This window comes from Allochromatium humboldtianum (assembly GCF_013385175.1).
GTDB lineage: Bacteria > Pseudomonadota > Gammaproteobacteria > Chromatiales > Chromatiaceae > Thermochromatium > Thermochromatium humboldtianum.
The window spans coordinates 342,814-364,349 of sequence record NZ_JABZEO010000004.1 but is presented as its reverse complement, the minus strand read 5'-3'; the positions used below and the strand labels follow the sequence as shown (position 1 = coordinate 364,349).

Below are 21,536 nucleotides of genomic sequence, written 5' to 3'. Positions count from 1 at the left end.
GAGCTGGATGATGCCGGATGCGTACCACGAGCTCGCGAACGTCGTAGAGGTCAAGGACGCCAGCGAACTAACGATCCCCCGTGCGAAAGCGCTGTTTGGCGCGGTCCAGCGTCAGCGCGACTATTCGCTTGTCCAGATTCTCCGCCATCCCGTTGACGGCGATCCGACGCTCGAATGTCTCGTCGTGGAGGTCGAGTGTGACGACGTACCGCCGAAGAATCCGGTCGGCATCCGGTACCGTGAGCGCTTGGCGCTGTGTGTCCCCAATGACCCCAAGAGGCTGATCGAGGTGTTGGCGCTGCGTCAGGACTTCCCGATCCTGATGCATCAGAATCAAGGCGTACCCGGCACCCCTGCGAGCCTATGCCTGTATTTCGAGGCAGCCGGAGCGGTAATGCGCACCTGGACGCCCGAAGCATTCCTTCGTCGCATCCAGTGGTGGCTGGAGAAGAGCGCCCGAGGCGAGCTACACGCGGCGGACCAGCCGGTTGAGCATCTCTTCTTTGCCAGCAAGTACGAACTCGTTCTGCCGTGGAATCTGACTGAACTCCGCAAAGATCCCGCTCTGCGTTTCGCCATCGTTCTCCGGCATGAACGCCCTGACGGCGGTTTCACTTGCTTTCTGGAACCCACTGCGAAGACCGCCCCGCGTGTCAAGACGACCAAGCACATTGAACTGGCGCTGCCCCCCATCGTGCACGGCCTCGTCGAGCGTGATCCTGTGACGCTGGGGCAACTGGCGGATGTACTGGCACGACGCGAGGTAGACCTGATTGGTCCTCTACGGGAAGCGCTACAGGCTGACATCGATGAAGCAGGCACGACCGCCTCGGCTGACGACAAGGGCACGATCATCCTCTTGCATATCCCCATTCGTCGAAGCGTCGATGCCGAGCCCGATGGCGTCGCGCATCGGGCATTCCTCGTACCGATTGGCGGCCTCGAACTCGGCATCGCCTGCGGTGCATTGTTTGTCCATGAAAAACGGTACTACAAGGACCTGCTGAACCAGCAACCAGCAACGGCATGGCGCGAGCAGCCCATCCTGCCCATGGCTGTCCTGACTCAAAACGACCGAACGGCGGCGATGCGTCAATCCGGGGTCACGGAAGAAGGGCCAGCGGGCGTATTGGTCGGCGCAGGCTCGCTCGGCAGCGCGCTGCTAAATCTATGGGGCCGCAGCGGCTGGGGACGTTGGATGGTTATCGACAAGGATCACATCAAGCCGCACAACCTCTCTCGGCACGGTGCCTACGCGCAACACATTGGCGAGACCAAGGCCACGGTGGTCGCAGGATTACATGCCGCCGCAATGGAAGGAGCGACCGAGATTGTCCCAGTAGTGGCTGATGGCTGCGACTTTGCACAGGCGGATGTTGCACAGGCGCTCGCCGGCGCCGCACTGGCCATCGACGCCTCGACCACACTTGAATACCCACGGGCGGCCAGCGTGGTCGATACCCTTCCGCGACATTTCTCCGTCTTCGTCACGCCGAACGGCAACGCTGCAGTGCTGCTTGCCGAGGATGCGAAGCGGATGCAACGGCTTCGCACACTGGAGGCGCAGTACTATCGCGCACTGATCCAGCAGGACTGGGGGAGAGTCCACCTCGACGGCCACGCGAGCACCTTCTGGAGCGGGGCGAGTTGCCGCGACATCTCACTCGTGATGCCTTACTCGCGCATCCTGGGCCAGGCAAGTACGCTGGCGGAGCAGATCCAGGCCGCTGTGGCGCGCGAGGATGCCCTGATTCGGATCTGGCAACGCGATCCTGCGCGTGGCGGCGTCGAGGTGCATGATGTGCCAGCAGTGCCCGAGCGGCGTATCGCGCTGGGTGAGCTTGACCTCTATATCGACGACGGCGTCGAACAACAGTTGCGGACTTTGCGCCAGCAAAGCTTTCCCAACGAAACCGGCGGCGTGCTGCTCGGGTACTACGATTTCAACATCAGGGCTGTTGTCATCGTCGCCGGTTTGCCGGCGCCCTCCGACAGCAAGGCCAGCCCCGACTCCTTCGAGCGTGGCGTCGCCGGACTTGCTGAAGCGGTCAAGGACGCCGCCAAGCGCACCGCGGGCATGGTCGGCTACGTCGGCGAATGGCATAGCCATCCGCCTGGCCACTCCGCATCTCCGAGCCGGCACGACCTCGTGCAACTCGTCCATTTGGCACTCGGCATGGCCGATGACGGCCTGCCGGCTGTTCAGCTCATCGTTGGAGAGCAAGACCTGCAAATCTTGCAAGGTGCGGTGCAGTGATATGCCAGGCGAGATGATCTTGAAGATATGGGACGTTGAACATGGCGCCTGCGCCATGCTCACACATCGCTCTGCCTACGGCGTGGAAGGGCGCCTGGCGATGATCGACTCGGGTGACAACAGCACCACAGGCTGGAAGCCGAGCACCTACATCAAGCACTACCTGAAGCGCAACGTTCTGGACTACCTGTTCGTGACGAATGCGGACCTCGACCACATCAGCGATCTGAACAACCTGTGGAAAGAAGGAATCACAGTATCCACGTTCTTCCGCAATCGCAGCGTGTCACCCGACGTCATGAGGATCATCAAGGAGGCCAGCGGCGAACTGACCGAGGACATCGAACGATACTTGGACATTCATGCCGGCTACGTCTACCCCGTGGACGTCCCCTTCGATGAGAGTATGGGAGGCATCTCGGTGCGGACGTTTTGGAACTCGACGCCACCCTTTTACGACACGAACAACCTGAGCATGGTGGCATCCTTCAAGTATGGGCCATTCAAGATTCTGTTTCCCGGCGACCTTGAAGAAGACGGATGGCTGGCGCTGCTCGAACAGCCGGCATTTCGAGCTGAGCTCATCGACACGACCGTGCTCGTGGCATCCCACCACGGCCGAGAGAACGGCTACTGCCGGGCGCTATTCGACTACTGTCACCCGCGAGCGATCGTGATGTCCGACAAAGCAATCGTCCATGATACGCAGGGGATAACTCAGACCTATCGCCAGCGCGTCATAGATCACTGGCCGAACGGAGTTCTTGTCGCCACGACTGGAAAACAGCGCCGTGTGCTCACGACGCGACGCGATGGCTGGATTCAATTCAACGTCAATGATCGTGGCGATTTCACCATCTATACGGAGTGCTATGGATGAGGGACACCAAAAACTACGGCAGCAAGACACTCAAGGGCCGCAACCTCGCATGGCTGGTGGCGACGCTCATCCTGGACTTCCTCGTCCTTCTAGTCCTTGCCTTCCACACCGCGATCGAGGATCTGACGCCGACTCGACTGGCGGCCGTTCGCGCCAGCCTGACCGCACTGTTGCCGATCCCGGTGTTGATCTTCTCGTCGCTGATTTCGGCCGACCACAAGGCCATCCTCGTATTCTGGCGCTGCAAGCATCCGTTGCCGGGTTCGCGTGCCTTTTCCGTGCACGCGCCGGCGGATCACCGCATCGACCTGACGAAGCTGAAAAAGAACGTCGGCGAGTTCCCTGTGGGTGAACGCGACCAGAACGCGAAGTGGTACGGACTCTACAAGCAGGTCGATTCAGACCCCTCGGTCGTGGACAGCCACAAGAACTATCTGCTGTTCCGCGACATTGCCGCTATGTCGCTGCTGCTCGTGCCCATAGTTCCCGCGGTGATGTATTTCAGTGGGTTGGATACGCCTCGCATTCTGATCTCGACCGCTTGGTTCCTGGGTCAATATCTGGTCGCGGCATTCGCTGCGCGCACGACAGGCATCCGCTTCGTGCAGAAGAACGTGCTGGCCGTGCATGCCAGCCGGAAAGTGACGAACTCGCGGAAGAAGGAGGCTGATGGATAGGTTCTGGCGCAGCCTCGTACACAAGGTCCTCCAGATGGCAGCGTATTGATCTTGACGGGAGCTTCCAGCTTCCCCGTTTTTTGCATCCTGAGCAGCCCATAACGCTCGCTGCTGTTGTCGCATCAAACCGGAGAGTGCCGATTCCGGTTTGACAGTCGCTTCCATCGCCCCCCTGGAGTCGACTACCCACCCAGATCGTTTTCACGGTGGCTCGACATGCCAGCTCCCATATCCAACCCATTTGTAGTGCAGTGGCGCCTGCTTGCGGCCGGACTCTTGGCTGTGCTGCTCGGCCCCTCCGCCTGGGCCGCCGACGTGCTCGTCGTCACCGACAGCCGCCATCCGGTGCAGGCCCCGGCCGGCGTGCGGATCATCGAGCTGGACCAGGCCACGCGCATCGAGGTTGAACTCGCGGCGCACCTGCCGGCCGACCCCCAACAGGCTGCAGCCCTGGTGCGGCAGCGGTTGCATGACGGCGGCGAGGCCCTGCAGCGCCGCATCGGCCATGCCTACCAGGGTGTCGCGGATGCCTGGGGGCTGGGCATCGCCAAGGTTCCGGCCGTGGTGGTCGATCGACGCTACGTGGTCTACGGCGAGCCCGACGTGCCCCGCGCCGTCGCGCGCATCAACGCCTACCGGAGCACGCAGCCATGGGCCTCCTGCTGGCATCCCGGCGTCTGCGCGCCACCGTCGCCTCGCTGCTGCTGGGCACGGCCACGTCGACGTTCGCCCTGGACACCTCCACCATCGTCTCGTCGGCGCTGTCCCCCGACTGCCTCGAATACCGCGTGGTCGGAATCTGCTACTGGCTGTACTGCACGCCCTTCGGCTGCTCGGTTCGCACCTCCGTCAAGGTGCGCCACTACGTCCCCGATGCGGTGGTGTCGAGCTACTCGAACACCGGCGAAAACCCGTGGCTGGAAGTCAGGGCGATGAGCATGCCCAACCCGACCGCGAAGGCTGGCGGTGACGGCACGACCAATCACGACAACGAGAACAACCTCGCCAAGTTCAAGAACGCCGATGTCATCGGCCATCCGGCCGGGATGGTGTTCAGCCAGTTCGCCAGCGCCTCCGGCTACACCTGCGAAGGCGCTGGCACGGCCTTCATGCCGTACCTGCTGAGCACGCTCGACACGATCGCCTGGCGCTACAACATCCCGGAAGCGTTCTATCCCGAAGCGCTCATCCCCGGCCGGCGCGAAATCGGTACGCGCACCGGCCTGAACCTCTGGGGCAACGTGTATCCCCGCGGGGGCTTCCTGCACCAGACCGACGATCACAAGAGCGGCGCCGTGGTCGCGCAGCGCGCGGGCGACATCGTGACGCGCCGCAACCAGATTCACGTGTACCAGCCCCTGCTGGCCAGCGCCCGCGACGGTTACTGGCCGGCCGGCGCGCTGATGGAGACCGACGCCTCGACGGGCAAGTGGCAGGAGCTGACGCCCACGCTCTCGAACAGTTGCGTGGTCTTCCCGCACAGCCGCACCCGCGTGCAGGCCCAGCAGGGCGACTACGCCTGGGCCTTGTGGCGGCCGTACTCCTGCTGCCGGCGCCGTGGCCAGGTCTTCCTCGGTAGCGTCGATTTCATGTGAGGAACCCACGATGAACGCATTCCTTCCTGATTTCCTGCGCCGCGCGAAGTCGCACCTGCGGGCCACGCTGCTCGTGGCGGCCATCACGCTGGTCGTCGGCGTCGCCTGGGCGCAGACCCGCATCGACCCCAACGGCGTGAACGTCAGCGGCAGCGTGATCGGCGACGACGTGCTTTACAGCATCGGCGGCGGCCGGGCCGTGTCGATGGGGGGGGCCGGCAACATGCAGAGCATCGGCGTGGGGGTCGGCTGGAACAGCAATCTGATCTGCGGCGACATGAGCATCACCACGACGCTGCAGAACCAGCTCAACGGCATCACCAACGGCTTCCAGACGATCATGAGCAACGTGATCCAGAACGCCACCAGCGCCGTGGCCTCGCTGCCGGCCCTGATCATCCAGCGCGCCGACCCGGGGCTCTACAACCTGCTGACCAACGGCATCCTCCAGGCGCGCCTGGACTTCGACCGCTCGAAGATGACCTGCCGGGCCATCGCCAATCGGATGGCGGACACGGCCGGCGGCCAGGCCGGCTGGGACCAGCTCGCCGAGGGGATGGCGCTGCGGGATGCGGTGAGCAGCACCGATGCCGTCTCCGCCATCGAGCAGGCCGAGTCCAACAAAGGGAACAACGGCGTGCCCTGGGTCGGCGGCGGCAACGCGGGTGGCTCTGGCCAGAGTTCGATCAAGGTGGTCGGCGACGTGACACGCGCGGGCTACAACCTGCTCAACGGGCGCAGCGTCACCGATACCTCGTCGATCGCGCGCAGCGCCTGCGGCAACCGCCTGACCTGCCAGACCTGGTCGTCGCCTGGCGCGGCCGCGGCCTTTGCGAACCGCGTGCTGGGCGAACGCGAGCAACGCACCTGCGAAAACTGCACGAAGACCCAGACCAAGCCTGGCGTCGGGCTCACGCCAGTGATCCAGGAAGAGTACGAGACCAAGCTGCAGGTGCTGCAGGAGCTGGTGACGGGCACCCGGCCGACGACGCCGGCCAATCTCGACGCGGCCGGCAGCAGCTCGCTGCCGATCACTCGCGGCGTGATCGAGGCCCTGCGTGATGAACCCGACCAGGACGTGCTGGGCAAGCGCCTGGCGTCGGAGGCGGCGCTGTCCAGCGTGCTGGAGAAGGCCTTGCTGCTGCAACGCACGTTGCTGACCGGCAAGAAGGAGCCGAACGTCGCCGCCAACGAACTGGCCGTGCAGGCGGTCGACCAGGAGAACAGCGCGCTGGAGCAGGAGATCAACAACCTCAAGACCGAGTTGGAGCTGCGCCGCACGCTGGCCGGCAACTCGGCGATGGCGATCATCCAGCGCCACAGCACCCGCGCTGCCGGTTCGCGCGGCGTCTTCGAGGGCGACACCACACGCGACCGTCTGCGGGAAGTCCAGAAGCCGCGGAGCGGTACGCCATGAGCCGGCTGGCCTGGCTGCGGCTGCCATGGCTGTTCAACCGCCGCGTCGGCGTGGCGCTGCTGTGGACCTTGCTGGTGGTGGCCGCCGCGGTGGCGGTGAACATCGCCGGCATCCACGTGGTCGGCGGCGTCGAGGGCTGGCAGCACTGGCTGCAGGCGCACGCCGGCCACTTCTTCGTGTGGCGGCTGTGCCTCTACGGAGCGACGGCTTACGGCTGGTGGTGGATGCGTCGGCGCCTGCTGCGCACGGAGATCGCAGCGGTGATCGCCGTGGTCGCGCTGGAAGCCAGCCAACTGTTGCGGCACGGCTGAGACCGGGAGGCAGGCATGACGCTCTACACCACGGACTACCTGGAGTATTACCTGACCCTGGTGGCTTGGGTGGTCAACAACGGCATCTGGAGCATTCTCGTGGCCAGCGGCGTGTTCGCGCTGCCGTTCGTGGCCATCGTGATCCAGGAATGGCTCAAGGCCCGCAGCGAGGGTGCGGACGAAGGCAACAAGGGCGTGCTGTCGTCGATGCGCATCGAGAACCGGGTGTGGGTGGCGATCGTGGTCATCATGTTCGCCGGCATCCCGTTCATCCCGGTGGATCTCGCCACGATCAAGTTCGACACCACGCGCTCCGCGCAATGCCAGGTCAACGTCCCGCTGCCCAACGACACGGGCTGGTCCAACGTCTACACGGCACTCAACGACCAGAGCGCGCTGGTGCCGGTGTGGTGGTTCTTCATGCACGCGCTGTCGAAAGCCGTGACGGGCTCCGCGGTGGCGGCGATTCCCTGCGGCACGGACCTGCGTCAGATTCGCATGGATGTGAATGCCACGCGCATCGACGATCCGGTGTTGGCACAGGAGGTCGCCGACTTCACGCACGACTGCTACGGGCCGTCGCGCGCCAAGCTGTTCATGAACCGGCCGACGCTCTCCGACGAGCAGATGAACGACGTCACCTGGATCGGGTCGAGCTACTTCCTCGACACGCCCGGCTTCTATGACACCTATCGCGCCAAGACCCCACGCACGGCCTGGCCCTACGACGCGACCCGCGATGCGGGGCTGGCACAGGTGGACAGCGGCGGCGGCTATCCGTCCTGCCGGCAGTGGTGGGCCGATGGCGACCAGGGGCTGCGCAGCCGGCTGCTGGCACAGGTCGACCCGGACCTGCTGACCCGCGTCGGGCGCTGGGCGGGCTTCCTGTCGCAGAGCGAGGTCAATGACTCGGTGATCCGCGCCGTGGTCTCGCCGAGGCAGCAGAAGATGAACCAGGGCGCCGTCTACACCGACTACGGCGGCCAGATCGACAAGACGCTGCCGAACGTCGTCACGCGCGGCGCGAGCGACCTGGGGCTGACCGTCGGCTCGCTGGGCTTCTTTCCGGCGATGGACGTGGTGCGCCAGGCGCTGCCGATGGTGCTGACGATGCTCAAGATGGCGCTCGTCATCTGCATCCCGCTGGTGCTGCTGATCGGCACCTACGACCTGAAGACGGTGGTGACGGTGAGCTGCGTCCAGTTCGCGCTGTTCTTCGTGGACTTCTGGTTCCAGCTCGCGCGCTGGATCGACAGCACGATCCTTGATGCCCTCTATGGCTGGGGATTCGGGGCAAATCGGCCGCACACCAACTTCGATCCCCTGATCGGCCTGAACAATGCGTTCGGTGACATGCTGCTGAACTTCGTCATGGCAACGATGTTCATCGTGTTGCCGACGTTCTGGGTCATGGCACTCGGATGGGCAGGCGTTCGCGCCGGAAACTTCCTGGGCGGTCTCATCACTGGCACGTCCGATGCAAAGTCGGCTGGGGGTAGTGGCTCTCGCCTTGCGATGACGGCTGTATCGAAAGGTGCTGCGAAGTAAGGAGCACTCTCTCGCGTTGATGCGACAGCTACGGCTCGTCGGGATCGCCCATGTCGATCCGCCAGTCATCTTTGTCGTACAGGCCGACGCCCGAGTGTCCGTCTCTAAGTTCCGGCTGCTTCTCGTCGTCCTCGTCGGCGTTCCGCGCGAGCCATTCGGCGACCACCGCAAAGGCCAGCAGCAGGACGAGCCAGGATACGGTGTAGAGCAGCATGCCAAGTACGGCCAGCTTGACGATCCAGAGCACCGCCGTCGCCGCGCCCGCAGGCACCCCGCGCGTCACCAGCCAGCCGGCGACACGCTGCTCGCGGCGCAGGTATCCACGCCAGGCACGGCCAGCCCCCCGGCCCAGCCGGTGGCTCCAGCGCCCGTTGTGCGTGTTGGTGGTCATGCTCATGTGCCTCGGTTTCAGTGGTGCCGCTTGCCCTCCAGGATAGACCGCGATCAGGAGGGCGGGTTGCGGCTGGCAGAGCGGTCGCAGGGCGATTAGATTCTGCGCTATAAATCAAACTTTATGCTACTTTCCCTGCACGTTCTTGCGATAGCTCTAGGGGATGATTGGATTCCGTGCTATTTTTATAGCATGGATGGAAATTCTAGGCACCAGGTAATCAAGCGGCTGCAGGCGGGACTCCCCCGCGGGGCGCCGTTCGACCTTGCCACCCTGAACCAGTTCGGGGTGTCGCCCCAGCTCGCCGCCCACTATGCCGACGGCGGGTGGCTCGTGCGCCTGGCCCATGGCGTCTATGCCTTCCCGAACGATGAGTTCGGGGTCTACGGTGCGCTGAAGTTCCTGCAACAGCGCGTGCCCGGCCTCCACGTCGGCGGCAAGAGCGCCCTGGCCCTGCAGGGGGTGCGGCACAACCTGGGCAGCCGGGAGGCGCTGGTGCTGTGGGGCGACGGTCGCTTCGCGTTGCCGGCCTGGTTCACTTCGCGCTTTCCGGCCCGCTATGTCCACGCCCGCCTGTTCGACTGGCCGGACACGGCGCTGGCCGGCAAGACCCTGACCACGCCGCCTGGCCTGCCCGAGGATCTGCGGGTGGCAGCCCCCGAGCGTGCCATTCTGGAGTTGCTGTACGAAGCCGGCATCAAGCAGAGCCTCGAAGAGGCCCGCAACCTCTTCGATGGACTGCGTTCCCCCCGCAAGGACTTGCTCGGGCAACTGCTGTCCTGCTGCGCCAGCGTGAAGGCCGTGCGCCTGTTCCTCACCTGGGCGCGCGAGACCAGCCTCGTGGATGTCGATGCCCTGCTGGCGCAGTACCCGGTTCGCACCGGCAGCAACACGCGCTGGATGAGCCGGCTCGATGACGGCACCTTGCTGAGCCTGAGACCTCATGGATAAGACCTACGCGGACACCGTTCGCCTGCTGCTGGCCGTCGCGCCCGACGTGTTCGCCAACGACATCTTCGCCATGAAGGGCGGCACGGCCATCAACCTCTTTGTGCGGGACATGCCGCGCCTGTCGGTGGACATCGACGTGGTGTACCTCCCGTGGCAGACGCCGCGCGACGAAGCGCTGCAAGCCATCAACCAGGAGCTGGCCGCCATCGCCGCGCGCCTTGCGCCACTGGGCGTGCAGACACGCCTGGTTCGCGCCAAGGACCTGGGCGACACCAAGCTGATCGTCGAGAACGACGCCAGCCAGGTGAAGATCGAGGTCAATGTCGTGTTCCGCGGCAGCGTGCTGCCCGTCGAGCGGCGGCCGCTGAGCGCCAGGACCAGCGATCTGTTCGGCGTCGAGTTCGAGCTGCAGGTTCTGGCACCGGACGAGCTGTACGCCAGCAAGCTGGTGGCCGCGCTGGATCGGCAGCACCCCCGCGACCTGTTCGACGTGTGGCAACTCTTTGAGTCGGGCGACATCAGCGACGGCATGGTCGAGTGCTTCGTGATCTATCTGGCGGGTCACAACCGGCCGCCCCACGAAGTGCTGTTCGGCAACGACAAGGACATCGCCGGCGAGTACGAGCGGGCCTTTGTCGGCATGACCGAAGTGGACTGCTCCCTGGAGATGCTGCTCGATGCTCGCGCCAGGCTGCGGCGCGAACTGCCACAGCGACTGAGCACCGCGCACAGGCAGTTTCTGAGCGGCCTGGCGCGCGCAGAACCGGACTGGTCGCAGGTAGCATGCCAGCACGCCGCGCAACTGCCGGCACTGCGCTGGAAGCTCGCCAATCTCGAAACCTTCCGCAAGCGCCGTCCCGACGACTTCGCAGCGCAATCCGCCGCCCTCGACACCGGCTTGGGCCAGAGCTGACGAACATCCCGCAGCGCCCCAATGCCGGGATTGCCCCATGCCGCATTCATCGTGGCACCCGCGCAGCAGCGGCCCTATACCCAAAGGCTTCCGACAAAGGCCAAAGGGCTGGGAAGGGGCAAAGGAAGGGCGCCAAGGGGAAAGGCCCTACCCGAAAAGGCCAAAGGCCCTCCTCCCCGTCACGACCACAGGGATCGCCACCATGCTCTCGCTGTTCCAGCGCAAAAGGGTGCCACCCACCGCCGGCACGCCACCCACCTCCGCCATCGAAACTCCGAAAGGGTCGATGCGGCCGGAGTCGGCCGCATCGCTGCTGGCCACGCCGCGCCGGCAGAAACTGCTGGAACACATCTGGCAGCGCACATCGCTCTCGCGCCGGCAGTTCGCCACGCTCTACCTCGCCCCACTGGAGCGCTACGCCGAGCTGGTCCAGCAGTTCCCGGCCTCCGAGAACCACCACCACGCCTATCCGGGCGGCATGCTGGACCACGGCCTGGAGATTGTCGCCTACGCGCTGAAATTGCGGCAGTCATACCTGCTGCCTGCGGGCGTCACGCCGGAGGCACAGGCAGCCCAGGCCGAAGCCTGGACCGCAGGCACGGCCTACGCGGCCCTGCTGCACGACATCGGCAAGATCGCGGTCGATCTGCACGTCGAACATGCCGACGGCACGATCTGGCATCCCTGGCATGGTCCGCTCCGAAAGCCCTACCGTTTCCGTTACCGAAAGGAGCGTGAGTGCCGCCTGCACAGCGCCGCCACCGGGCTGCTCTACGCGCGCCTTCTCGATCGGGACATCTTCGACTGGCTCAGCGGCTATCCCGACCTCTGGGCCGCGCTGCTGTACGTGCTGGCCGGCCAGTACGAGCACGCCGGCACGCTCGGCGAACTGGTCGTGCAGGCCGACCAGGCATCGGTCGCCCAGGAACTCGGCGGCGATCCCGGCAAGGCGCTGGCGGCGCCCAGGCACGCGCTGCAGCGCAAGCTGCTGGACGGCCTGCGCTATCTGCTCAAGGAGGAATTCAAGCTGAATCAGCCCCAAGCCTCGGATGGATGGCTGACCCAGGACGCGCTCTGGCTGGTGAGCAAGACCGTCGCGGACAAGCTGCGCGCCCATCTGCTGGCCCTGGGCATCGACGGCATTCCGTCGAACAACACGGCGGTGTTCAACATCCTGCAGGACCATGGCATTGCCCTGGCCACACCGGATGACAAGGCGATCTGGAAGGCCACCGTCACCAGCGACGCGGGCTGGTCGCACACCTTCACGCTCCTGCGCCTCGCGCCCTCCCTGATCTGGGAAGGCGACGAGCGGCCTCCGCCGTTCGCCGGAACGGTGACGGTGGTGCAGGAGGAGGTGGAACCGACCATTCCCGCGTCGCTGCCAGTCGTGGAGGATTCGGCCGTATCCGAGTCTTTGCCGGTGCAGCCAGCCGGTGATGGCATCGAAGCGTTGCTGGGTCTGCTTGGCACCTCCGACGTGGCGTTGGCCGGCTCTTCATCGGCCAACGAGTCACCCCTTCCCGCCATGGAAGGCCGAACCATCGAGTCCGGTGACCCAGGAGCCACGGCCGACTCGAGAGCACCGGCACCTGCCTCGACCCCAGCGCTGGAGGAGATGCCGTCGGGCGAGCACTTCGTCGCCTGGCTGCGTCGGCGCATCGAGGCGCGCACGCTCATCATCAATGACGCCAAGGCGCTGGTGCATACGGTCGCCGATACCGTCTATCTGGTCAGTCCGGGCGTGTTCCAGCGCTATGCCCAGGAGCACCCCAAGACCGCTTTCCTTGCAAGGCAGGAACAGTTGGCCGATTGGCAATGGGTGCAGAAACGATTCGAGAAGCTGCAACTGCACCGCAAGCAACGGAGCGGCCTGAACATCTGGACCTGCACGGTCACGGGGCCACGGAAATCGCGCCGCCTCCACGGCTACTTGCTGGAAGACCCGCAGGTCCTGTTCATCAACGCGCCACCGAACAATCCGTACCTGTCGCTGATAACCGATACCGATCCCGTGTAGAACCCTCATGTCGGCGACCTGCCGTTGGGGCACTTCAGGCTCGCATGCCAAGACCCTCGCGCTGCATCACCTTCTCGCCCACTGCACCGCATACCAGATGTACGGCGACGTGCAGGTTCTCCGGCGTCACCGCTTCGATCGGGGACTGCCCCTGGAACAGTCCGCTCGGCCGCGTGAGCGCGTGGTAGATGTGCCACGTATCCACTCCCGGGGGCATCTGCCTGAGGATGGTCTGGACCAGCCGGCGCTTGAGGGGATCGAGTTGCCAATCCGGTACGCGCTGTCCCCGGTTGTCCAGGCTGATCGACAGGAGGTTGCCCGCCTGGATTTCGTAAGTGATCCAGCGGCGGGACTTGCCGGCGAGCTTGGCGTATTCGGCGACGGAGAGGTTGTGGGGCGCCTCCAGGATATCGAGCAGCAGCATCCGTTCGCGCTGGATGTTCGACAGGGCGGGCTCCTCGGATCGGGGCGCCCGAACGGCCGACAGTCGCTGTACCGGGATCGTTGACAGACACATGCCTTCCCGCGGCTTTGCCACCAGCAGAATCGGGGCCGCCGCTTCCCCCGGAGGCGTTCCGGCGTTCCGATCCTCCGCGGCGCCGGTTACGCCTTCCAGGTGGACGGTCAGGTGGGCGCTGGCGGCTTCGACCTGGCCTTGTTCGAACAGGTCGAGCCGATCGGCCCAGTCCTGCATCATGCGGCGTCGCTGCTCCACGTACTCGGCGTGGTTGTAGGCCGCGCTCACCTTGTCCCGGTCGGCGTGGGACAGTTGCGCCTCGATCCAAACCTTCGGGTAGCCGATCTCGTTGAGCGCCGTCGAAATCGTTCCGCGGATGCCGTGGCCGGTCAGTTGCGACTCGTAACCCAGACGCTTGAGCGCCCCATTGATGGTGTTCTCGCTGATGCGCTCATTGAGGTCGCTGGCGTGGGCGAACAGATAGCGTTGGGCCGGCTTGAAGCGGTCCAGCATGAACCTGACGACTTCGATGGCCTGAACGGACAGCGGCACGATGTAGGGAGGGATGTCCGCAGGGTTCTTCCCCGCCTTGATCATCTGGGTCTTCAACTGCTTCACGTTCTCCGGCTCGATGATCCACAGGCCATCGTCCAGAAGGAACTGCCCCGGCTCCGCACGGCGGAGTTCTCCCGTCAGCAACAGGAGTCGAATCCCGAGCTGGGTTTGCTGTCTGCCGGGGTACTTGCGCAAGGTTCGCAGGAAAGCGGGCAGTTCCTCCATGCGCAGGAACGGGTTGTGGCGCACGGGCGGCTGGGGCAATGCGACGACATCGAGGTCGGAGGCCGGGTTTCGCTCCAGTCCCGGCACGATCACCAAGGCGTAGCGGAAGAGCTGGTTGAACCAGGTCCTCACCTTCTCGGCCACCGACAGCGCCTTGCGCCGCTCGATGCGGCCGACGACCTCAAGCAGGTCGGCGCGGTTGATCTCGTAGATCGACCGCTTGCGCAACGCGGGCAGGACGTCCTTGTCGAAGGCGCGCCGAATCTGAACCAGCGTGCTCTGCCGGCCTTCCTTGAGCTTGAGCGAGCGGTGCGCGAGCCACTTCTCGTAGACCGCCTGGAAAGTGTGCTCGGCGGCCAGGGAGATGGCCTGGCGTTCCTTCTCGCGATGGAGCCGGGGGTTGATGCCCTTGGCCAGCAGCGCGCGGGCCTCGTCACGTCTGGCGCGGGCATCGCGCAGGCTGATCTCCGGGTAGGTTCCCAGGGACATCCGTTTCTGCTTGCCAAGCCACGTGTAGCGGAAGTGCCAGGATTTCCCTCCCTGCGCGCTCACGCCGAGGGAGAGCCCGTCGATATCGCCGAGGGTGTAGTCCTTGCCGGTGGCCTTGGCCTGCAGGACCGTCATGTCGGTAAGTGCCATGTCTGCTCCTGAACAGAGTCAGGAGTCAGATGCTCATCCCATGGCCCGCTCAACCCCAGGAACAATCCGGACTCGAACCCGACCGCTTTGATGGACTACCGGATGGACTAAATCAGTCCAGCAGCGGGTGGATTTCGGTGGATATCACTGGATCGTTGTCTGGCGAAATACTCTTTTCTGACAACGGCTTATGGAACTCGGTGGATTTCCATGGAAGCTGAATTGGAGCGGGTGATGGGAATCGAACCCACGTTAGAAGCTTGGGAAGCTCCTGTTCTACCATTGAACTACACCCGCGACAGGCCGGCTAGTTTAGGGCCGCGCCATCCTGTTGGCAAGCCTCAACCGTCACCGCCATACATGGACTGGATGGCGGCGGCATGGTGCTCGATGATCCGATTGCGCTTGATCTTCAGGGTTGGCGTCAACAGGCCATTCTCGATCGACCAGGGCTCCAGGGTCAGGGTGACGCGCCGGATCTTGGCATAGCCGGGGAAGTCGCTCAACGCCAGGCGCAGACGCTTGATGACGTTCTTGTGCAGGTGGACATCGTGCAGACTCTCCACCAGATTGGGATCGAGTCCATGCTCGTGGGCAATGCCCGGCCAGAGATCGGCATTGAGCACCAGGATGGCGCTGAGATAGGAATGCCCCTCGCCCACGACCATGACCTGGTCGAACAGCGGATCCAGCCCGATGGCCATCTCGAGATCGGCCGGCGGCACCTTCTCGCCGTTGGAGAGCACCAGGATGTCCTTGATGCGCCCGGTGATGAAGATGTGACCATCCTGGATGCGCGCCTGATCGCCCGTATGCAACCAGCCGTCGTGATTCAAGACCTTGGACGTGGCGGCATGGTTGTTCCAGTAGCCCTGCATCACGTTCTCGCCCTTGATGAGCAATTCGTCGTTGTCGCCGACGCGCACCTGGATGCCCCGGATCGGTATCCCGACGCTCTCGGGGATGTTGTCGTCGAGCGGATTGAAGCTGACCACCGGACTGGTCTCGGTCAGCCCATAGCCCTGGATCAGCGGCAGCCCCAGACCGATGAAGGTGCGCGCCACGCCGGTCGGCAGGGCCGCGCCGCCACTGACGGCCACTCGCAACCGGCCGCCGAGTTTCTGGAGCACGGGTTCGCCGACCTTGCGCTTGAGGAAGGGCCACAGCAGCAGGCTTGGATGCCAGCCGGCGCGTCCCTGCTCGCGCAGAAAGGTGCGCCAGCCGGTCGCGACCGCCAGATGGAACAGCCAGCACACCGGAGCCGGCCGGGTCTGGAGCTGATCGGTGATCCGCCCGTAGACACGCTCGAAGACGCGCGGCACGGCGATGATGACTGTCGGGCGGATGGTTTGCAGATCCTCGGCCAGTTGCGCCACCGAGCGTGCATAGGCCACGGTCGATCCCGCCATCATTGGCAGATAATAGCCGCCGGTGCGTTCGAGCATGTGCGACAGCGGCAGGAAGGAGAGAAATAGATCCTCGCCATAGACGTCGATGAGCGTGAGCACAGCGTGGGCGTTACTCAGGATGTTGTGATGACTGAGCATCACGCCCTTGGGTCGCCCCGTGGTGCCGGAGGTATAGACGATGGTCGCCAGATCGTGCGGCTCGCCGTTGCGCTGGGGCAGGGAAGGGGCGCTGTCCGGCAGCCAGGACTCGGCGACCCGCACGCGACTGTCACGCGCGGCCAGCGCATGGGCGGCCGGACTCGATTCGAGGATGATCACCCGTTGGGGCCAGGGTGAGTCGCCGATGGCCTCGGCCAACCGCTTCCAGCGTCCCACGTCCTGGATCAGCAGGACCTTGACCGCCGCGTCCTCGAGGATGTAGGCGGCGTTGTCGGCGCGATCGTCGGTATAGAGCGGGACCGTGACCAGACCCAGCGCGAAGGCGGCCTGATCGAACATGATCCACTCCGGGCCGTTGCGCAGCAGCATCGCCACCCGATCGCCGGTCTCCAGGGACTCTCCAGCGAGCGCCTGACGCCAGCGTGCCACCGAGTCGCCCATCTCGCGCCAGGTCAACGCGCGCCAGCCCTGATCGCGCTCGAAATAGCGATAGGCCAGACGCTCGGGTGAGCGCTTGATGCGTTGCAGGAATAGCCCATCGAGCGTCTTGACATGATCGATTGGAATCAGATCCTCGGATCCTGGCTTCACTGGGCTATCCTCATCACGGGTTAAAAAGGCTCCAATTTGAACCGCAAACCCGCGTCCGGTGCAACGCGAACCACGCCCCAGCCCCTGGTTCGCGGTAAGCGTGCAATACTGGCATTGAAAAGACGGCCAACCACGCAATATTAGAAAAATCTAATAAATGGAGTGATCGAAATGCGTTCGATGAGACCGACTCTGCTGTTGGCCTGCTTCGTCCTGGCGCCGACATCCGCATTCGCGGATCAGGCCAATTCGCCGCCGCTGACCACGGCGCCGGCCGAGTTCCGCACGCTGCCGCGCGAGTACCGGCTCGACGGCATCATCGAGGCCGTCAACCGCAGCACTGTCTCAGCTCAGACCCAGGGCCAGATCCAGGATATCCTCTACGATGTCGATGACTTCGTGGAGAAGGGCGCGTTGCTGGCACGGATCAAGGACACCGAGCATCGCGCCCGTGTCAGTCAGGCGGCGGCGGATCTCAAGGCCGCCAGCGCCCGTCTGCGCCAGACCCAGGACGAACACGACCGGGTCGCGGACCTCTATCGCCAGAAGAACGTCTCGGAGTCGGCCATGGACAAGGCGCGCGCCGATCTCGACAGCGCCAAGGCCGAGCTGGAAGCGGCCACGGCACGTCTGCAAGCCGCTCAGGAGCAACTGGCCCATACCGAGGTCCGCGCTCCCTATTCAGGCATCGTCATCCAGCGCCATGTCGAACGCGGCGAGATCGTCAGTCCGGGCACGCCGATCATGAGCGGGATCTCCCTCGATGCGCTGCGGGTGGCGGTCGACGTGCCTCAGAGTGTGATTCCAGCCGTGCGCGGCGATACGGATGCCTCACGCCGCGCCTGGGTCTATCTGCCTGACGGGACGCGCGTCGAATCCGGCCGGTTGACCATCTTTCCCTTCGCCGATCACGGCTCCAATACCTTCAAAGTGCGCGTCGAGCTGCCGCCGAGCGCCGGGGCCAGCGACCGGGCGCTCTTTCCCGGCATGTACGTCAAGACCAGCTTCGTGGTCGGTGAGAAGTCCGAACTCACGGTGCCCAAGTCGGCCGTGGTTCAGCGTTCCGAGGTCACGGGGATCTATGTGGTCGGGGAGGGCGATCACATCCACTTCCGCCAGATCCGGCTCGGCCGGGCGCTCGATGACGCCTATGTGGTGCTGGCCGGCCTGAGTGAGGGCGAATCTGTGGCGCTCGATCCGATCGCCGCCGGGGCGCAGCTCAAGGCCCAGACGCCGGTGCGTCATGTCAAGGGCGAGGATCAACGCCATGACTGAGCCGGCCGCGACCGAACGACTGGGCCTCTCGGGCCGGATCGCCGCCCGTTTTCAGGCCACCGAGATCACGCCGCTGCTGGCGCTGCTTGGGCTGCTGCTGGGGCTGTTCGCGGTGCTGGTGACGCCGCGCGAGGAAGAGCCGCAGATCGATGTCACCTTCGCCGATGTCTTCATTCCCTTTCCCGGCGCCTCGGCCACCGAGATCGAACATCTGGTGGCCGGTCCGGCCGAGCAGGTCTTCTCCGAGATCAAGGGCGTCGAGCACGTCTATTCGGTCTCGCGTCCGGGTCTGGCCGTGGTCACGGTCCAGTACAAGGTCGGCGAGGACAACACCGAGGCCGTCGTTCGCCTCTTCAGCAAGGTCATGTCCAATCAGGACTGGCTGCCGCCGAACCTGGGCGTGGGCACGCCGATCGTCAAACCCATGGGCATCGACGATGTGCCCATCCTGACGGCGACGCTCTGGTCTGAGGACAACGCGGTCGGCGCTTACGAACTCGGTCAGGTCGCCCATGCGCTGGAGCAGGAGATCAAGCGTGTTCCCGGCACGCGCGATGTCTATACGCTCGGCGCGCCGGCGCAACTGGTGCGCGTCCAGCTCCAGCCCGAGCAACTCGCCGGTTATGGGCTGGATCTCGATGGACTGCGCCGTGCGCTCCAGGCCGGCAACCGCATCGCCGACGATCTGAGCGTCACCGCCGACAACCAGGAGATCCTGGTCCAGGCCGGCACCTTCCTGACCTCGGTCGAGGCGATCGGCGAGCTTGTGGTCGGAGTGCATGAGGGGCGTCCGGTCTATCTGCGCGATGTCGCCACACTCGAACGCGGTCCCGAACAGCCGGACAGCTATGTCCTCATGGGGGCCGGCCCGGGGGGCGAACAGTCGGGCGTCACCGCCGGCTGGACCCGTCCAGCCGTGACCATCGCCGTGGCCAAGCAGGCGGGCGTCAATGCCGTCGAGGTGGCGACCGATGTGATCGAGCGTTTCGAGCAGCTCAAGGGGCTGTTCATCCCCGAGGGCGTCGAAGTCACCATCACCCGCGACTATGGCGCCACCGCCGACGCCAAGGCCAAGAAACTCATTAGCAAGCTCAGTTTCGCCACCGCGTCCGTAGTGCTGCTGGTGTTGTTCGCCATCGGCTGGCGCGAGGCCATCATCGTCGGCGCGGCCGTGATCGTGACCCTGGCGCTGACGCTCTTCGCCTCCTGGGCCTGGGGCTTCACACTCAACCGGGTGTCGCTGTTCGCGCTCATCTTCTCGATCGGCATCCTGGTCGACGATGCCATCGTGGTGGTCGAGAACATCCATCGTCACATGGCCATCAGCCGCGACTCGCTGCTCGATCTGATGCCGCGCGCGGTCGACGAGGTCGGCGGGCCGACCATCCTGGCCACCTTCACCGTCATCGCCGCGCTGCTGCCGATGGCCTTCGTCAGCGGGCTGATGGGACCGTACATGAGTCCGATCCCGATCAATGCCTCGATGGGGATGCTGATTTCGCTGGTGGTGGCCTTCGTCTTCACGCCCTGGATGACCAACCGGATGCTCGGGCGTCATCATCTGGCGCATGCCCATGCACCGGCTGGAGCCGGGGAGGGCCATGACGCGGGTTCGCAGCGGCGGCTGAACGCCGTCTTCCAGCGCCTGATCGGCCCTTTTCTGATCGGTCGGCGCGGACATCTCAACCGCTGGCTGCTGCTCGGCGCCATCCTGCTGCTGATCGCCGGTTCGATCTGGCTCGCGGTCAACCGCACCGTGGTGCTCAAGATGCTCCCCTTCGACAACAAGAGTGAGTTCCAGGTGGTGCTCGACATGCCGGAGGGGACCAGTCTGGAGCAGACCGCGCGCGTCCTGAGCGAGATGGGTGAGTATCTGGAGACCGTGCCCGAGGTCAGCGACTATCAGGTCTATGCCGGCACCGCCGCGCCGATCAACTTCAACGGTCTGGTGCGCCAGTACTATCTGCGCGAAGGCGCGCATCTGGGCGACATTCAGGTCAATCTGGTCGATGCCCATCATCGCGACCAGAAGAGCCATGCCATCGCCCTGGAACTGCGCGCCCCCTTGCAGGAGATCGCGCGTCGCTATGACGGCAACGCCAAGCTGGTCGAGATCCCGCCCGGCCCGCCGGTGCTTTCGCCCTTGGTCGCCGAGGTCTATGGCCTGGACTACGATGGTCAGATCGCGATGGCGCGTCAGGTCCGAGCCGCCTTCGAGGGCACAGCCGACATCGTCGATGTCGACGACTCGGTCGAGTTCGCCTCACGCAAGCTGACCCTGGTGGTCGACCGCGCCAAGGCCGCACGGCTCGGCGTGGCCCAGTCGAGCGTCTCGATCGCGCTGGCCACGGTGCTCGACGGCGAGGACATGAGCTTCCTGCACGGGGCCAACGTCAAGTACGCCGTGCCGATCCGGGTCGAGTACAGCGAAGCCGACAAGGCCGATCTGGAACAGGTGCTGGCCCTGCGCGTGCGTTCCGAGACCGGCCGGCTGGTGCCGCTGTCCGAGATCGTCTCGGTGGTCGAGGGCACGCGCGCCCACAGCATCCATCACAAGGATCTGCTGCCCGTGGTCTATGTGACCGGCGACATGGCCGGCGAGACCGACAGCCCGCTCTATGGCCTGTTCGAGATCGCCGCCACCCTGAGCGACGAGCTGGGTCTGGAGCAGTGGTACCGTCAGGCGCCGACCAACCCCTACGACTACAGCCTCAAGTGGGACGGCGAATGGCAGGTGACCTATGAGACCTTCCGCGACATGGGCGCGGCCTATGGCGTGGGACTGGTGCTGATCTATCTGCTGGTGGTGGCGCAGTTCCGCAGCTATCTGGTGCCGTTGGTGATCATGGCGCCGATCCCCCTGACCCTGATCGGCATCCTGCCCGGTCACGCGATCCTGGGCGCGCAGTTCACGGCGACCTCCATGATCGGCATGATCGCGCTCGCCGGGATCATCGTGCGCAACTCGATCCTGCTGGTGGATTTCATCAACCAGCAGGTGCGCGCCGGGATGAGCCTGGAGCAGGCCGTGATCGACTCGGCCGTGGTGCGCGCCAAGCCGATCACCCTGACGGCCGTGGCGGCCATGGCCGGAGCCGTGTTCATCCTCGACGATCCGATCTTCTCCGGGCTGGCGGTATCGCTCTTGTTCGGCCTGTTCGTCTCGACACTCTTGACGCTGGTCGTGATCCCAGTGGTTTACTATGGCGTCATGTACAAGCGGGTCGAGTGGATTCGGACCGCGACGGGTTGAGACATTGAGACGA

The 21,536-nt window shown here is 64.7% G+C and carries 15 protein-coding genes, 1 tRNA gene and 1 pseudogene; 13 read left to right on the top strand and 4 right to left on the bottom strand.

The features are described 5' to 3' along the window. The first annotated feature begins 10 nt into the window (after positions 1-10). The 8 genes and pseudogenes from cap2-3 to HW932_RS08425 all read left to right on the top strand — a co-directional run bounded on the left by cap2-3 (position 11) and on the right by HW932_RS08425 (position 8,685). Positions 11-2,257, top strand: a complete 2,247-nt coding sequence (gene cap2-3, locus HW932_RS08460) for an anti-phage 6A-MBL system cap2_3 protein (RefSeq protein ID WP_176976047.1) — start codon at positions 11-13, stop codon at positions 2,255-2,257. 1 nt (position 2,258) lies between these two features. Next, positions 2,259-3,137 carry a ComEC/Rec2 family competence protein gene (locus HW932_RS08455; protein ID WP_176976046.1) on the top strand — a complete coding sequence of 293 codons (879 nt, stop codon included), beginning with the start codon at positions 2,259-2,261 and terminating at the stop codon, positions 3,135-3,137. Continuing rightward, positions 3,134-3,814, top strand: a complete 681-nt coding sequence (locus HW932_RS08450) for a hypothetical protein (protein WP_176976045.1) — start codon at positions 3,134-3,136, stop codon at positions 3,812-3,814. Before HW932_RS08455 ends, HW932_RS08450 begins: the two co-directional genes overlap by 4 nt. A gap of 216 nt (positions 3,815-4,030) precedes the next feature. Then, positions 4,031-4,396, top strand: a pseudogene (locus HW932_RS08445) (TIGR03757 family integrating conjugative element protein); the annotation flags it as partial. A 68-nt stretch (positions 4,397-4,464) separates the two neighbouring features. Beyond that, the gene (locus tag HW932_RS08440) at positions 4,465-5,409 is read left to right on the top strand and encodes a TIGR03756 family integrating conjugative element protein (RefSeq protein WP_176976044.1); all 945 of its coding nucleotides are present in this window, start codon (positions 4,465-4,467) and stop codon (positions 5,407-5,409) included. Positions 5,410-5,419: 10 nt separating this feature from the next. Next, positions 5,420-6,826: an integrating conjugative element protein gene (locus tag HW932_RS08435; protein ID WP_176976043.1), complete on the top strand. Its 1,407-nt coding sequence runs from the start codon at positions 5,420-5,422 to the stop codon at positions 6,824-6,826. Then, positions 6,823-7,137: a hypothetical protein gene (locus HW932_RS08430; RefSeq protein WP_176976042.1), complete on the top strand. Its 315-nt coding sequence runs from the start codon at positions 6,823-6,825 to the stop codon at positions 7,135-7,137. The genes HW932_RS08435 and HW932_RS08430 overlap by 4 nt, the downstream gene beginning before the upstream one ends. A 15-nt stretch (positions 7,138-7,152) precedes the next feature. Beyond that, the gene (locus tag HW932_RS08425) at positions 7,153-8,685 is read left to right on the top strand and encodes a conjugal transfer protein TraG N-terminal domain-containing protein (protein WP_176976041.1); all 1,533 of its coding nucleotides are present in this window, start codon (positions 7,153-7,155) and stop codon (positions 8,683-8,685) included. A 28-nt stretch (positions 8,686-8,713) separates the two neighbouring features. Here HW932_RS08425 and HW932_RS08420 read toward each other — a convergent pair whose 3' ends face one another. Then, positions 8,714-9,076: a DUF3742 family protein gene (locus tag HW932_RS08420; RefSeq protein WP_425485116.1), complete on the bottom strand. Its 363-nt coding sequence runs from the start codon at positions 9,074-9,076 to the stop codon at positions 8,714-8,716. A gap of 192 nt (positions 9,077-9,268) precedes the next feature. Here HW932_RS08420 and HW932_RS08415 point away from each other — a divergent pair, with 192 nt between their 5' ends. The 3 genes from HW932_RS08415 to mobH all read left to right on the top strand — a co-directional run bounded on the left by HW932_RS08415 (position 9,269) and on the right by mobH (position 12,960). Beyond that, entirely contained in the window at positions 9,269-10,027 is a 759-nt protein-coding gene (locus HW932_RS08415; RefSeq protein ID WP_176976039.1) for a type IV toxin-antitoxin system AbiEi family antitoxin domain-containing protein, read from the top strand. Continuing rightward, on the top strand, positions 10,020-10,940 hold the full coding sequence (locus HW932_RS08410; RefSeq protein ID WP_176976038.1) for a nucleotidyl transferase AbiEii/AbiGii toxin family protein: 921 nt from the start codon (positions 10,020-10,022) through the stop codon (positions 10,938-10,940). Before HW932_RS08415 ends, HW932_RS08410 begins: the two co-directional genes overlap by 8 nt. A 202-nt stretch (positions 10,941-11,142) precedes the next feature. Next, complete coding sequence (gene mobH, locus HW932_RS08405) at positions 11,143-12,960, top strand: MobH family relaxase (protein WP_176976037.1); 1,818 nt, start codon at positions 11,143-11,145, stop codon at positions 12,958-12,960. A gap of 34 nt (positions 12,961-12,994) precedes the next feature. Here mobH and HW932_RS08400 read toward each other — a convergent pair whose 3' ends face one another. The 3 genes from HW932_RS08400 to HW932_RS08390 form a co-directional block, all read right to left on the bottom strand. After that, positions 12,995-14,836 carry a tyrosine-type recombinase/integrase gene (locus tag HW932_RS08400; protein ID WP_176976036.1) on the bottom strand — a complete coding sequence of 614 codons (1,842 nt, stop codon included), beginning with the start codon at positions 14,834-14,836 and terminating at the stop codon, positions 12,995-12,997. Between the two features lie 223 nt (positions 14,837-15,059). After that, positions 15,060-15,133, bottom strand: a tRNA-Gly gene (locus tag HW932_RS08395). 44 nt (positions 15,134-15,177) lie between these two features. Continuing rightward, complete coding sequence (locus HW932_RS08390) at positions 15,178-16,995, bottom strand: AMP-binding protein (protein ID WP_176976035.1); 1,818 nt, start codon at positions 16,993-16,995, stop codon at positions 15,178-15,180. Positions 16,996-17,166: 171 nt separating this feature from the next. Between HW932_RS08390 and HW932_RS08385 the strand changes: the two genes are divergently transcribed. Both HW932_RS08385 and HW932_RS08380 read left to right on the top strand, forming a co-directional pair. Beyond that, positions 17,167-18,270: an efflux RND transporter periplasmic adaptor subunit gene (locus HW932_RS08385; protein ID WP_176976034.1), complete on the top strand. Its 1,104-nt coding sequence runs from the start codon at positions 17,167-17,169 to the stop codon at positions 18,268-18,270. Continuing rightward, complete coding sequence (locus tag HW932_RS08380) at positions 18,263-21,523, top strand: efflux RND transporter permease subunit (protein ID WP_176976033.1); 3,261 nt, start codon at positions 18,263-18,265, stop codon at positions 21,521-21,523. The genes HW932_RS08385 and HW932_RS08380 overlap by 8 nt, the downstream gene beginning before the upstream one ends. Positions 21,524-21,536 lie beyond the last annotated feature (13 nt).

What these genes read in the sequence shown, in the direction of transcription:
- HW932_RS08410 (WP_176976038.1), top strand. Translation starts at nt 10,020, where the DNA reads ATGGATAAGACCTACGCGGACACCGTTCGCCTGCTGCTGGCCGTCGCG.
- HW932_RS08425 (WP_176976041.1), top strand. Translation starts at nt 7,153, where the DNA reads ATGACGCTCTACACCACGGACTACCTGGAGTATTACCTGACCCTGGTG.
- HW932_RS08455 (WP_176976046.1), top strand. Translation starts at nt 2,259, where the DNA reads ATGCCAGGCGAGATGATCTTGAAGATATGGGACGTTGAACATGGCGCC.
- HW932_RS08415 (WP_176976039.1), top strand. Translation starts at nt 9,269, where the DNA reads ATGGATGGAAATTCTAGGCACCAGGTAATCAAGCGGCTGCAGGCGGGA.
- HW932_RS08440 (WP_176976044.1), top strand. Translation starts at nt 4,465, where the DNA reads ATGGGCCTCCTGCTGGCATCCCGGCGTCTGCGCGCCACCGTCGCCTCG.
- cap2-3 (WP_176976047.1), top strand. Translation starts at nt 11, where the DNA reads ATGCCGGATGCGTACCACGAGCTCGCGAACGTCGTAGAGGTCAAGGAC.
- mobH (WP_176976037.1), top strand. Translation starts at nt 11,143, where the DNA reads ATGCTCTCGCTGTTCCAGCGCAAAAGGGTGCCACCCACCGCCGGCACG.
- HW932_RS08430 (WP_176976042.1), top strand. Translation starts at nt 6,823, where the DNA reads ATGAGCCGGCTGGCCTGGCTGCGGCTGCCATGGCTGTTCAACCGCCGC.
- HW932_RS08420 (WP_425485116.1), bottom strand. Translation starts at nt 9,076, where the DNA reads ATGACCACCAACACGCACAACGGGCGCTGGAGCCACCGGCTGGGCCGG.
- HW932_RS08400 (WP_176976036.1), bottom strand. Translation starts at nt 14,836, where the DNA reads ATGGCACTTACCGACATGACGGTCCTGCAGGCCAAGGCCACCGGCAAG.
- HW932_RS08450 (WP_176976045.1), top strand. Translation starts at nt 3,134, where the DNA reads ATGAGGGACACCAAAAACTACGGCAGCAAGACACTCAAGGGCCGCAAC.
- HW932_RS08385 (WP_176976034.1), top strand. Translation starts at nt 17,167, where the DNA reads ATGCGTTCGATGAGACCGACTCTGCTGTTGGCCTGCTTCGTCCTGGCG.
- HW932_RS08380 (WP_176976033.1), top strand. Translation starts at nt 18,263, where the DNA reads ATGACTGAGCCGGCCGCGACCGAACGACTGGGCCTCTCGGGCCGGATC.
- HW932_RS08435 (WP_176976043.1), top strand. Translation starts at nt 5,420, where the DNA reads ATGAACGCATTCCTTCCTGATTTCCTGCGCCGCGCGAAGTCGCACCTG.